The 11,921-nt window shown below is 62.7% G+C and carries 10 protein-coding genes and 1 pseudogene; 5 read left to right on the top strand and 6 right to left on the bottom strand.

Annotated elements, in window-relative coordinates; all coding sequences use genetic code 11:
• The 3 genes from USDA257_RS04430 to USDA257_RS04420 all read right to left on the bottom strand — a co-directional run bounded on the left by USDA257_RS04430 (nucleotide 1) and on the right by USDA257_RS04420 (nucleotide 4,091).
• A complete protein-coding gene (locus USDA257_RS04430; RefSeq protein WP_041413911.1) occupies nucleotides 1–2,187 on the bottom strand; it encodes an RNA degradosome polyphosphate kinase in 2,187 nt (728 codons plus the stop codon).
• Between the two features lie 64 nt (nucleotides 2,188–2,251).
• Nucleotides 2,252–2,941 (bottom strand): DnaA regulatory inactivator HdaA, encoded by a 690-nt coding sequence (hdaA, locus tag USDA257_RS04425; RefSeq protein WP_014761684.1) that lies wholly within the window; start codon nucleotides 2,939–2,941, stop codon nucleotides 2,252–2,254.
• Nucleotides 2,925–4,091 (bottom strand): AI-2E family transporter, encoded by a 1,167-nt coding sequence (locus USDA257_RS04420; protein ID WP_014761683.1) that lies wholly within the window; start codon nucleotides 4,089–4,091, stop codon nucleotides 2,925–2,927. Before USDA257_RS04420 ends, hdaA begins: the two co-directional genes overlap by 17 nt.
• A gap of 241 nt (nucleotides 4,092–4,332) precedes the next feature.
• Here USDA257_RS04420 and purM point away from each other — a divergent pair, with 241 nt between their 5' ends.
• Both purM and purN read left to right on the top strand, forming a co-directional pair.
• Nucleotides 4,333–5,403: a phosphoribosylformylglycinamidine cyclo-ligase gene (gene purM / locus USDA257_RS04415; RefSeq protein ID WP_014761682.1), complete on the top strand. Its 1,071-nt coding sequence runs from the start codon at nucleotides 4,333–4,335 to the stop codon at nucleotides 5,401–5,403.
• Nucleotides 5,400–6,065: a phosphoribosylglycinamide formyltransferase gene (gene purN, locus USDA257_RS04410; protein ID WP_014761681.1), complete on the top strand. Its 666-nt coding sequence runs from the start codon at nucleotides 5,400–5,402 to the stop codon at nucleotides 6,063–6,065. The genes purM and purN overlap by 4 nt, the downstream gene beginning before the upstream one ends.
• A 268-nt stretch (nucleotides 6,066–6,333) precedes the next feature.
• Here purN and USDA257_RS04405 read toward each other — a convergent pair whose 3' ends face one another.
• The 3 genes and pseudogenes from USDA257_RS04405 to USDA257_RS04395 all read right to left on the bottom strand — a co-directional run bounded on the left by USDA257_RS04405 (nucleotide 6,334) and on the right by USDA257_RS04395 (nucleotide 9,784).
• Nucleotides 6,334–6,930, bottom strand: a complete 597-nt coding sequence (locus USDA257_RS04405; protein ID WP_014761680.1) for an NUDIX domain-containing protein — start codon at nucleotides 6,928–6,930, stop codon at nucleotides 6,334–6,336.
• A gap of 17 nt (nucleotides 6,931–6,947) precedes the next feature.
• Nucleotides 6,948–7,578 (bottom strand): annotated as a pseudogene (locus tag USDA257_RS04400) (cation diffusion facilitator family transporter); the annotation flags it as partial.
• 70 nt (nucleotides 7,579–7,648) lie between these two features.
• The gene (locus tag USDA257_RS04395) at nucleotides 7,649–9,784 is read right to left on the bottom strand and encodes a molybdopterin-containing oxidoreductase family protein (protein ID WP_014761678.1); all 2,136 of its coding nucleotides are present in this window, start codon (nucleotides 9,782–9,784) and stop codon (nucleotides 7,649–7,651) included.
• 68 nt (nucleotides 9,785–9,852) lie between these two features.
• On the opposite strand from USDA257_RS04395, the gene USDA257_RS04390 reads away from it, so the two are divergent.
• From USDA257_RS04390 to USDA257_RS04380, 3 genes are read left to right on the top strand one after another with little or no spacing between them, the layout of a single operon-like run.
• Nucleotides 9,853–10,722, top strand: a complete 870-nt coding sequence (locus USDA257_RS04390; protein WP_014761677.1) for a 23S rRNA (adenine(2030)-N(6))-methyltransferase RlmJ — start codon at nucleotides 9,853–9,855, stop codon at nucleotides 10,720–10,722.
• Between the two features lie 51 nt (nucleotides 10,723–10,773).
• Nucleotides 10,774–11,217, top strand: coding sequence for a hypothetical protein (locus USDA257_RS04385; protein WP_014761676.1), 444 nt, complete (start codon nucleotides 10,774–10,776; stop codon nucleotides 11,215–11,217).
• Nucleotides 11,199–11,915 (top strand): ribonuclease T2 family protein, encoded by a 717-nt coding sequence (locus USDA257_RS04380; protein ID WP_014761675.1) that lies wholly within the window; start codon nucleotides 11,199–11,201, stop codon nucleotides 11,913–11,915. The genes USDA257_RS04385 and USDA257_RS04380 overlap by 19 nt, the downstream gene beginning before the upstream one ends.
• Nucleotides 11,916–11,921: the final 6 nt, after the last annotated feature.

Below are 11,921 nucleotides of genomic sequence, written 5' to 3'. Positions count from 1 at the left end.
TTACTTGCGCCAACCGCTTTTCCAGCCGGCAATCAGCTTCGGTGCACTGGACTTCAGAGCCTCACCCCGACCCGAGAGGCTGGGATTGGTCATGAAATAATGCTGCGCGTTGAACGGCTCGGCATCCTTACCGACTTCCAAGCGGCGCGAGGTGCCGTCCGGAAGAATCTCGTAACTCTGCTGGTTGTCGATGAGATTGCCCAGCATGATCTGCGAAAGGACCTGTTCGTGCACAGTCCGGTTGATGAGAGGCACGAGCGTCTCTACCCGCCGGTCCAGGTTGCGCGGCATCATATCCGCCGAGCCGATATAGACAAGCGCATTTTCCGAAGGCAGGCCGTGGCCGTTGCCGAAGCAGAATATCCGGGAATGCTCGAGGAAGCGGCCGACGATGGACTTGACACGAATGTTGTCGGAAAGACCCGGCACCTGCGGACGCAGGCAGCAGATGCCGCGAATGACGAGATCGATCTCGACGCCCGCGCCGCTTGCCTTATAGAGCGCGTCGATGATCTCCGGATCGACAAGCGAGTTCATCTTCATCCAGATCGACGCCGGCCGACCCGCTTCGGCGTGCGCTATCTCTTCATCGATGTGCTTGAGGATACGCGGGCGCATCGTATGCGGCGAGACGGCGAGCTTCATGCCCGCTTCCGGTTCGCCATAGCCGGTGATGAAGTTGAAGATGTTCGCCATGTCGTGGGCGATCACCGGATTGCAGGTGAAGAAGGACAGGTCCGTATAGATCTTCGCGGTGACCGGGTGATAGTTGCCGGTGCCGAGATGGCAATAGGTGCGGAGCTTGCCTTCCTCGCGACGGACGACCATCGACATCTTGGCGTGGGTCTTCAACTCGAGGAAGCCGAAGACCACCTGGACGCCGGCGCGCTCGAGGTCGCGCGCCCAGCGGATGTTCGCCTCTTCGTCGAACCGGGCCTTCAGCTCGACGAGCGCGGTCACGGACTTGCCTGCCTCGGCGGCGTCGACTAGGGCGCGCACGATCGGGCTGTCGTTGGAGGTACGGTAGAGCGTCTGCTTGATCGCCAGCACGTCGGGATCGCGCGCCGCCTGCAGCAGGAACTGCACCACCACGTCGAAGGACTCGTAAGGATGGTGGACCACCATGTCCTTCTCGCGGATCGCGGCGAGGCAGTCACCGCCATGCTCGCGGACGCGCTCCGGGAAGCGCGGATTATAGGGCTCGAAGCGCAGGTCCTCGCGCGGTGCCTTTGTGATTTCCGAAAGCGTATTGAGCGCGAGCAGCCCGGGCAGCACGGCGACGCGGTTATCCGGAACGCCGAGCTCGTGCACGACGAACTGGCGCAGCGAGGCGGGCATTTCGGAATCGGTCTCGATGCGGATCACCGACCCGCGGCGGCGGCGCTTCAACGCCGTCTCGAACAGGCGGACCAGGTCTTCCGCCTCTTCCTCGACTTCGATATCGCTGTCGCGGATGATGCGGAACGTACCCGAGCCCTGAACCTCATAACCCGGGAACAGGCGGTCGATGAACTGACCGACGACATCTTCAAGCGTGATGTAGCGGATAACGTTCTTGACGTCCGGCAGGCGGACGAATCGGTCGAGCGCCACCGGCAGGCGCAAGAGCGCCGTCATCGGCTCGCGCCCGGTCCTGCTGACGAGTTGCAGGCCCATCGAAAAGCCGAGATTCGGGATGAACGGGAACGGATGCGCCGGATCGATCGAGAGCGGCGTCAGGACCGGGAAGATCGACTGGTCGAATTCATTGGCGAGCCAGCTTCTGTCCTGGCCGGACAAGGAAGCGGGACGGACGATGAGGATATCCTCCTTGGCGAGATATTGCTGCAGGACGGCGAGCGAGGCCTGCTGCTCCATCTGGAGATTGTCGATCTCCTTCAGGATATCGTCGAGCTGTTCTGCCGGCGTTTTGCCATCGGGACTGCGCAACGAAACGCCCGAGCGCACCTGCCCCTCGAGGCCGGCGACGCGGACCATGAAGAATTCATCGAGGTTGGCGGCCGAAATCGACAGGAAGCGGATGCGCTCCAGGAGCGGGTGCGCCGTGTTCAGGGTTTCCTCGAGCACGCGGCGGTTGAACTGGAGCCACGAGAATTCGCGGTTGATGAAGCGCTCGGGGCTCGTGAGAAGATCAAGTTGCTCCGCAGGCACCTTTTTTTCGGTGATTACAGACGTCGCGTTATCCATTCCCATCAGACCCCATTGCTCCGGATAAACGAGCTATCCCACTTTGACGACGGAACTGTGACAGTCAATCGGTGGCTCGGGCATTTGCAAGGTCTTCCAGCACTTCCGTCGCCAGGACACGCGTCAGCCGCGTTCCACGGGCAAGCGCCAGATGATCCAGCCGCTCGACGATCGTCTGCGCCGCCTCCAGGGAACGCTCCATCCGAGTGACTATATAGGCCACGAAACGCTCATCGACGAGCAACTGGCGATCGGCGAACAGCTTGAAGAGCACCTGCATCAGGAGTTCGTCGTCAGGCTCGCCGATCTCGACGACGGTCGCCGCCTTCAGCCGCGATTTGAGATCCGCGAGTGTCACCGGCCAAGACATCGGCCACAGCCGCGAGGTCATCAGGAGCGCCGTGCCGTTCTGGCGGACGCTGTTGATGACGTGGAACAGTGCCGTATCGTCGAAACCCTGACGGTCGACATCCTCGAAGAGCACCGGCTTGGCGGCGGCGATGTCGGCGGAACTCGAGCCGGCAACGGGGTGGATCGTCTCGGCGCCGGACTTCTCCCGCCAGATACTGGCCAGGTGCGACTTTCCGGAACCGACCGGCCCGGCGATGATGACGACCGGTGATGGCCATTCCGGCCAGTGATCGACGATCGCAATGGCCGCGCTCAGGCGATCGGAAACGAGCAGATCCTCCCGGCTGGTTGCCGGGTCATGGCCGAAGACGAGCGGCAGTTGTTCGTTAGGACGTCTTGTCATGCTTTGCTCTGGAGGATGGCATGTGTCGGCCGGGCTCCTCGCCCTCCGACTGCTGGTTCGCGGCCGTCCTGTGCCCGTGATAGAGGTCGCTATCAAGGTATCGCTGGATGCCGAAACGGACAAGGACGCCGATCGCGGCGGCGGCCGGCACCGCGATGAGAAGGCCGACGAAACCGAACAGCGCGCCGAAGGCAAGCAGGGCGAACATCAGCCAGACGGGATGAAGCCCAACGCTCTTGCCGACCAGCTTCGGTTGGAGAATGTTGCCCTCGAGAAACTGGCCGCTGAAGAAGACGGCAAGCACGAGCAGGATCCATATATAGTCCGGCCAGAACTGGACGAGTGCCACGCCGACGGCGAGCACCAGGCCGACCAGCGAGCCGACATAGGGGATGAAGCTGATCATGCCGGCAAAAAAGCCAATCAGAAGGCCGAAATTGAGCCCGACCAGAGACAGGCCGATGGCGTAGTAGAGGCCGAGAATGACGCACAAGGAACCCTGGCCGCGCACGAAGCCGGCGATCGTCGTGTTCATGTCGCGGGCGATCTGGCGCACCACGTCGACATGGTCGCGCGGCACCCAGCTATCGACCTTCTGGACCATGCGGTCCCAGTCGAGCAACAGATAGAAGGCGACGACCGGAGTGATGATGAAGAGCGATAGGATATCCAGCAGCGCCATGCCGGAATTCCAGAGCTGCTGGAACAGTGTGCCGAGAAAGGCTGCCCCTTGCTCGAGGAGCTTGGCCGAATTCTGCTTGATCGACGCCATTTGAGCTTCGAGCCAGTCGGGCACAAGCGTCGATTGGGTGGTGTCCGCCACAAAGGCCTGCAGCCTGGCGACATAGCCGGGCATCTTCTGGATGAAGTCGGCGGCTTGGGTGAAAATCAGCGGGATGATGATGATCAGCGACAGCGCAAAGAGAACGACGAAGGCGACGAGAATGGCGATCGTCGCCATCAGGCGGCTGAGGCCAAGCCGCTGCAGCCGGTCGGCGACGGGATCGAGGAAATAGGCAAGCGCCATGCCGGCGAGAAACGGCAGGAGAATGGAACTGAAGACCATCAGAAAGGCGACAAAGGCGACAAGCACGAGCAACCAGAAAAAAATCTGGCGCTGAAGTCCCAAACCGCTCACCCGATTGCCCATTGTACTCCCCGTCACGCGTCCGGCGCTAACGACGCCACGCGTCTTTCGTGCGACGAGATAGGGTGCGGCGCGCGCGCAGGTCAAGCCCGACGCCCTTCAATCCGCTCTCTTGTCGCCTGAAGACGTCGAGGCGAAGGCAAAAACGTGAAAAAAGGCCGCAAGTCTGGGCCTCGCCGCTTGCACTCCTCAGCTTGCCGTGCCAATCGCATCCGCAAAATACGACGAGCCTTGGAGAACGAGCATGAGCCAGTCGGGAAAGAACGGCCTCACCTACAGCGACGCGGGCGTGGATATCGATGCCGGCAACCTGATGGTCGAGAAGATCAAGCCGCATGTGCGCTCGACCCGGCGTCCCGGCGCCGACGGCGAGATCGGCGGCTTCGGCGGCCTCTTCGATCTCAAGGCGGCCGGCTTCACCGATCCGGTCCTGGTCGCCGCGAATGACGGCGTCGGCACCAAGCTCAAGATCGCCATCGACGCCGACAAGCACGACACGGTCGGCACCGACCTGGTGGCCATGTGCGTCAACGACCTCGTCGTGCAGGGCGCCGAGCCCTTGTTCTTCCTCGATTATTTCGCCACCGGCAAGCTCGATCCCGACCAGGGCGCGGCGATCGTCGCCGGCATCGCCGCCGGCTGCCGCGAGGCGGGCTGCGCGCTGATCGGCGGCGAAACGGCCGAGATGCCGGGCATGTATTCCGGCGGCGACTACGACCTTGCCGGCTTTGCCGTCGGCGCGGCCGAGCGCGGACAGCTTCTGCCGGCCGGCGACATTGCCGAGGGCGACGTCATCCTTGGACTCGCCTCTTCCGGCGTGCATTCGAACGGCTATTCGCTGGTGCGCAAGATCGTCGCGCTCTCGGGGCTCGCATGGGATGCTCCGGCGCCGTTCGGCGAGGGCACTCTTGCCGACCTCCTGATGACGCCGACCCGCATCTATGTGAAGCCGCTTCTGAAGGCGATCCGCGAAACCGGTCAGATCAAAGCGCTGGCACATATCACCGGCGGCGGCTTCCCCGAGAATATTCCGCGCGTACTGCCGAAGCAGCTGGCCGCCGAAATCGACCTCGACGTCATCAAGCCGCCGGCCGTGTTCTCCTGGCTCGCCAAGACCGGCGGTGTCGCCGCCAATGAGATGCTGCGCACCTTCAATTGCGGCGTCGGCATGATCGCCGTCGTTCCGGCAACGGAAGCCGACAAGGTCGCGGCGGTTCTCGCCGCCGAAGGCGAGACTGTCTTCACGCTCGGCCGCATGGTGGCGCGCCAAGAGGGTGCGCCGGGCACGATCTACAAGGGCAGCCTCGCTGTATGAGCATGACCGCAGCCAGCAAGAAAAAGGTCGTCGTCTTCATCTCGGGCGGCGGCTCCAACATGCTGTCGCTGGCAAAGGCCGCGGCCGAGCCGGATTTCCCGGCCGAGATCATTGGCGTCATCTCCGACAAGGCGGAGGCCGGCGGCCTCGCCAAAGCGGCAGCGCTCGGCATCGCGACATCCTCATTCGTGCGCAGGGACTTTCAAAGCAAGGAAGCGCACGAGGCGGCGATCCTCGCGGAACTCGACCGGCTCCAGCCGGACATCATCTGCCTTGCCGGCTACATGCGCTTGCTGTCCGCCGCCTTCATCCAGCGCCACGAAGGCAGGATCCTCAACATCCATCCGTCGCTGCTGCCGCTTTTCCCGGGGCTCAATACGCATCAGCGTGCGCTCGATGCGGGCATGAAGCTCGCCGGCTGCACCGTGCATTTCGTGACCGAAGGCATGGATGACGGCCCGATCATCACGCAGGCAGCCGTTCCGATCATTGCCGGCGACACGCCGGAGACGCTTGCATCGCGCGTTCTGACGGTAGAGCACAAGACCTATCCGCTGGCATTGCGGCTGGTCGCCGAGGGCAAGGTGACGATGCAAGAGGGGCGCGCCGTCAGCCACGCGGTGGGCGAGGCCTCGGGAACGCTCATTTCGCCAGCCATCTGATACCAGTGGCCCTGCTACTCACGCCTTGACGAGGATCGGCGTAGCTAACCCCCTCTGCCCTGCCCTCCTAACTACAGCCCGCGCCTCTGACCGAAAGTGGGTCACTTCGCCGCCGCAAGTCTTCGATCGAGACCGTCAAGGACGCGTCGCGTCAGCGGGGAGGAGGACGTCATGGGTCGCCCGTGTCGTTGAGGAAGACATGAGCGATTTACCGCAGCACGGCGCCGACAAAAAGTGAACTATCGGTAATGTATGCTGGATCAAAGGGTTAGCCTGAAAGTGCCGCGCGGTTCAGCATGGCCCATTGCAGGAGCATGATGGTCTTGGCGTCGCAGACTTCGCCGGTGCGGATCATCGCGATGGCCTCCTCGAAGGGGATTTCCAGCACCTCGATGTCTTCGCCCTCATGGGCAAGCCCGCCGCCAGGCGCCACCTTCTTGGAGGTATCGATGCGACCGAGAAAGAAACTCGTCCGCTCCGTTATCGAGCCGGGGCTCATATAGGCGTCGAAGAGATGTAGGGCGCTCTCGATGTGATAGCCGGTCTCTTCCATCGCTTCGCGGCAGATCGCCACCTCTGGCGCCTCGCCGTCGAGAAGGCCGGCCGGCGCTTCGATAAGATATCCTGATTCCCCTTGCAGGAAGACGGGAAGGCGAAGCTGGCGGACGAGAACGACCATCTGGCGTTCGGGGTCGAAGAGCAGGATCGTCGCAGCACGGCCATGGTCGTGCACTTCGCGCACGAGCCGCGCAGTGCTGCCATCGGACATCATTTGCTCGAGCGTGATCTGCTCGAGATTGATGAAGCCATTCCAGAGTGTTCGGCGGTCGATAATCCGCAACCGCTGGTCCTCATGTTTCGTCATTCGAAGTCCCTGTTAGCTCAGTGAACATGTTCGGACGGCGCGCAGCTAATTCGCTCCATCTGCAGGGTCGTATGGTGGAGGTCGAACTCGTCGCGGAGCCGATTCGCGATCGCGCGCCGGACGGCTTCGCCATCCGCCCCTTCTTCAAGCACGGCGTGGGCCGTCAGGGACGGCTGACTCTGCGTAATCGCCCAAAGATGGAGGTCATGCATGGAAGCAACTTCCGGCACAGTGGTGATCGCAGCATGGACATCGGCGAGCCGCATTCCCGCCGGCACCCCTTCCAGCAGGATGTTGACGCAGTCCTTGGACCCAGGTACGCGGAAAGACCATGAATCCGATCCCGACGGCCAACAGGGAATCGATCCATTGCAGACCGGTGAGCCAGATGATCGCCGCTCCGACTATGACGGCGAGGGAACCGAGCATATCCGACCAAACCTCGAGATATGCTCCCTTGAGGTTGAGGCTTTGGTCCTTGTGAGTCGTCAAAAGCCGCATGGACAGGAGATTGACCACAAGGCCAACCACCGCGATCGCCAGCATACCGCCCGACTGGATCTCCTGCGGCACGGTCAGGCGTTGCCAGGCCTCGTAGAGAATGTAAAAGGCCACACCGAGAAGCAGCAGCGCATTCAATGCAAGCGCGCCCCAAAATCGGGATACCATTGCTGACTTCCCCTTGCTGGTGATCTCCGCTCATGACGGACTCCTCGCGCTAGTCAGCCCGGCGCATCCAGACCCGGTTGTCGTGGAACGCCGCACCGCCATAGGGCGCCACCGCATCGGCGCCGGTCAGCACGTTGATCCCCTCGCCGTCGAGATGGGCGCCGTTCGGCCACAGCCCTTCGGCGACAACGACGCCGCGGCGCGCACCGCCGCCGATCCTGGCGTGCAGGCGGAGTTCGCCGCGGTCGTTGCCGAGTTTGACGATGTCGCCGTCGGCGATACCGAGCTCGGCGGCGTCCTCCGCATGGATCATCACCTCCGGGCGCCCTTCCTTCTCGATCGAGGAGGGCGTCTCGGAAAAAGTCGAGTTCAGAAAGGAACGCGCCGGCGAGGTCGCCAGCCGGAACGGATGGCGCTCGTCGGCGACTTCGATCAGATCGATGTGATCAGGGAACTCAGGAAGGCGGCCGTGCGGCCCCTGCGGGCCCATCGACTTCGGCGGCCGATTGGGCGCCGGAGTGCCGGTCCAGTCTGCCTTGAAGCGGAACTTGCCGTCGGGATGGCCGAAGCCTTTGAGGAAATGCGCCTCCTCGAAGCCCGGCTGGCAATCGAGCCATTTCCTCTCTTTCATCTCTTCGTAGACGATGCCGTAATTGGCGAGCAAACGGTCGATGTGCTGCCGTTCCGAGAGGCCAAAGCCGGAACAGTCGGCAACGCCAAGGCGCTTTGCCAGTTCCTCGATGACGAAGAGGTTGGTGCGCACGGTCGGCGGCGGCTCGACGAGCTTCGGGCCGATCAGGATGTGCTGGTGCCCGCCGCCGCGGTAGAGATCGTCATGCTCCAGGAACATCGTCGCCGGCAAAACGATATCGGCGAGCCTAGCCGTATCCGTCATGAACTGTTCGTGCACGGCGACAAACACGTCGTCGCGCAGGAAGCCCCGCCGCACCAGCCGCTGCTCGGGCGCGACATTGACGGGATTGGTGTTCTGGATCAGCAGGGCCGTCACCGGGCCGCGGTGGCGCAGCGCTTCGGCATCGCCCGTCAGCACGCGGCCAATCTGCGACTGATCGAGCATGCGCACATCCGGATCGTGCAAAGCGGTGCCGACGAGTTCGCGCTTGTCGAGCTTGAAAATGTCGTTGTTCGAATGGAAGGCGCCACCGCCCTTATGTTTCCACGACCCAAGCACGGTCGCGACGGACGCGGCGGCGTGGATGGCGACGGAGCCGTTGCGCTGGCGGGTGAAGCCGTAGCCTAGACGGAAATAGGTTCTCGGCGTCGTCCCGACGAGCTTCGCAAAAGTCTCGATTTCCTCCACGGTCAGACCGGTGATGGCCGATGCCCATTCCGGCCCGCGTGTCTTGAGATGAGCCTCGAGCCCGGCCGGATCGTCGGCGAACTCCGCCATATAGGCGCGATCCGCATAGCCGTCGCGGAAGGCGATATGCATGACAGCGCAGGCGAGCGCAGCATCGGTGCCAGGCTTCAGCACCAGGCCGAGATCGGCCTGCTTGACGGTCGCGTTGTCGTAGACGTCGACGACGACGATCTTGGCGCCGCGCTCCTTGCGCGCCTTGACCGCGTGGGTCATCACGTTTACCTGCGTCGCCACCGCATTGGTGCCCCAGATCACCACGCAATCGGACTTGGCCATTTCGCGCGGATCCGGACCGCGCAAGGCTCCGGTCGCCATGGTGAAGCCGGTCCAGGCCATGTTGGTGCAGATCGAGCCGAAGAAGCCGGAATAGCGCTTCGCGTGACGCAGCCGCTCGATGGAATCGCGCTGCACCTGCCCCATGGTGCCGGCATAGAAATAGGGCCAGACCGCTTCCGCGCCGTGCTTCTGCTCGGCCTTTACGAATTGGTCGGCGATCTCGTCGAGAGCCGCCTCCCAGGAAATTTCCTGCCAGATCCCCTCGCCCTTGGCGCCGACGCGGCGCTGCGGCACCATCAGCCGCCCCGGATGGTAGATGCGCTCAGCATAGCGGGCCACCTTGGCGCAGATGACGCCCGCCGTATAGCTGTTTGCGGCCGCGCCGCGGACACGACCGATCCGCCCCTCGGCGGTCAGATCCACTTCCAGGGCGCAAGCCGAAGGACAGTCATGCGGACAGACCGAGTGGCCGACCGATTTTTCTGCTCTGATAGGGGTCGCAACGTTCATGGCTTTTCTATATGGCATCCGCCAAGGGGCTCAAAGTCCCATTCGTCATCCATCGAAACAATTGATCACAGCCATCGGCGGCTCTTATGAACTATCGGCACATCTATCACGCGGGCAATTTCGCCGATGTCCTGAAGCACGCGGTGCTGGCGCGGCTCGTCACCTACCTCAAGCAAAAGAACAAGGCCTTCCGCGTGCTGGACACCCATGCCGGCATCGGGCTCTACGATCTGTCGGGCGAGGAGGCGCAGAAGACCGGCGAATGGCGTGAGGGCATCGGAAGGCTGATCGAGGCCGAGCTCCCTGCACCGGTCGCCGCGATCCTCGAGCCCTATCTCGCGGCTGTGCGCGATCTCAATGCGGATGGCGGGCTCAAGCATTATCCCGGCTCGCCCAAGCTTGCCCGCATGCTGTTTCGGCCGCAGGACCGTCTCTCAGCGATGGAACTGCATCCGGACGATTACGAAACGCTGCACCGGCTGTTCGACGGCGATTTCCAGAGCCGGATCACCCGGCTCGACGGCTGGCTGGCGCTCGGTGCCCACCTGCCCCCGAAGGAAAAGCGCGGCCTCGTGCTCGTCGACCCGCCTTTCGAGAAGGAAGGCGAATACGAGCGGATGGCCGAGGGGCTCGCCAAGGCCTATCGCCGGTTTCCAGGCGGCATCTACTGCCTCTGGTATCCGCTGAAGAAAGGCGCACCGATCAAGGAATTCCACGAGGCCCTGAAGGCGTTGGAGATTCCGAAAATGCTGTGCGCCGAGCTTTCGGTCCGCAGCGATCGCGACATCACCGGGCTTGCAGGATCCGGTCTCGTCGTCATCAATCCGCCCTATACGCTCAAGGGCGAACTCGACATCCTGCTGCCCTACCTTAAGGAACGGCTGCGCCAGGATCGTTTCGCGTCCGCACGCTGCTTCTGGCTGCGTGGCGAAGCAGTTCTCAACCGAGGGCCTTGACGGGTAACGCTTAGTGGCTTCAATCTCTTGAGACGATCCAGGGAGGTAGCCATGATTTGCAAGCTTGCCGGAATGCTTCTCTTCTCGCTTTCGCTCGCCGCCGGTGCGGCCAACAGCGCCGCGGCCGCGGATTATGCGGAGGTGCCCGTCGTCCGACACACCTACGACATCGGCGCTTGCGGCAATCCCTCGGTGCTGGGCTTCATTACGCGGCGATTCGACTACAAGGCCGCGAACTATCTTCATGCCAATCTCGCCATTGCCGAGATTCGCGAGTTGGGCCAGAGCCGCTTCGAGCCGCGCGACTATACGCATCTGGTCGAGCGTGAATATTGCTACGGCACTGCCGTAATGAGCGACGGCGTGCGGCGCCCGCTTTGGTATCTGATCGAGCGGCCCTGGGGCTTTGCCGGCGTCGGTTCCAATGTCGAGTTCTGCATCGGCGGCCTCGATCCCTGGTATGTCTACGGCGCCCATTGCTCGTCGCTGCGTTGATTGCGCCAACAAGGCTGCTGCCGGCGTTTCTCGCTTTGTCGGCGATCGCCGGCTGCAGCAATGAAGGCGACAAAAACCCCGGCCCAGGCACGGAGGCCGCGAAAAGCGAGGCATCGGCAAGCGTTCCTATCGGCAAGGGCTTCGACTTCTATGTTCTATCCCTGTCCTGGTCACCGACCTGGTGTCGCGCCAATGACCCGAGGAAAGAATCGGAACAATGCGAGCGTGGCAGCGGTCTGATCGTCCACGGCCTATGGCCGCAGAACGAACGCGGCTATCCGCAATTTTGCGCGACAAGACAATCGGATCGCGTGCCCGAATCGCTCGGCCGGCAATATCTCGACATCGTTCCGTCGATGGGCTTGATCGGCCATCAATGGCGCAAGCACGGAAGTTGTTCCGGCCTCACCCAAGCCGACTATTTTGCCGTCACGCGGGCGGCCCGCGAGCGGCTTGCCCTCCCCGCCGAACTCGCTTCCACAGGTCAAACGCGTGACCTCTCCGTCGCGTCAATCGAGACGGCTTTCGCAGTGAAGAATCCTGGGATGACGAGAGAGATGATCGCTGTTACCTGCGAGGGCCGGCTGATCGAGGAAATCAGAATCTGCTTCGACAAGGAATTGCGTTTCAGGGCCTGCCCTGAAATAGATCGCCGCGCCTGCAGACGGGACGCGGTTCTACTCCCCGCCGCACCATGACAACGG

It is taken from the genome of Sinorhizobium fredii USDA 257, assembly GCF_000265205.3.
In the GTDB taxonomy this organism is placed as follows: domain Bacteria; phylum Pseudomonadota; class Alphaproteobacteria; order Rhizobiales; family Rhizobiaceae; genus Sinorhizobium; species Sinorhizobium fredii_B.
This window is presented reverse-complemented; position numbering and strand designations above follow the sequence as displayed.

Excerpts from the sequence above, each read along its gene's own strand:
- USDA257_RS04385 (WP_014761676.1), top strand. The coding sequence starts at position 10,774 with ATGATTTGCAAGCTTGCCGGAATGCTTCTCTTCTCGCTTTCGCTCGCC.
- USDA257_RS04395 (WP_014761678.1), bottom strand. The coding sequence starts at position 9,784 with ATGCCATATAGAAAAGCCATGAACGTTGCGACCCCTATCAGAGCAGAA.
- purN (WP_014761681.1), top strand. The coding sequence starts at position 5,400 with ATGAGCATGACCGCAGCCAGCAAGAAAAAGGTCGTCGTCTTCATCTCG.
- USDA257_RS04420 (WP_014761683.1), bottom strand. The coding sequence starts at position 4,091 with ATGGGCAATCGGGTGAGCGGTTTGGGACTTCAGCGCCAGATTTTTTTC.
- USDA257_RS04390 (WP_014761677.1), top strand. The coding sequence starts at position 9,853 with ATGAACTATCGGCACATCTATCACGCGGGCAATTTCGCCGATGTCCTG.
- USDA257_RS04405 (WP_014761680.1), bottom strand. The coding sequence starts at position 6,930 with ATGACGAAACATGAGGACCAGCGGTTGCGGATTATCGACCGCCGAACA.
- hdaA (WP_014761684.1), bottom strand. The coding sequence starts at position 2,941 with ATGACAAGACGTCCTAACGAACAACTGCCGCTCGTCTTCGGCCATGAC.
- purM (WP_014761682.1), top strand. The coding sequence starts at position 4,333 with ATGAGCCAGTCGGGAAAGAACGGCCTCACCTACAGCGACGCGGGCGTG.
- USDA257_RS04430 (WP_041413911.1), bottom strand. The coding sequence starts at position 2,187 with ATGGATAACGCGACGTCTGTAATCACCGAAAAAAAGGTGCCTGCGGAG.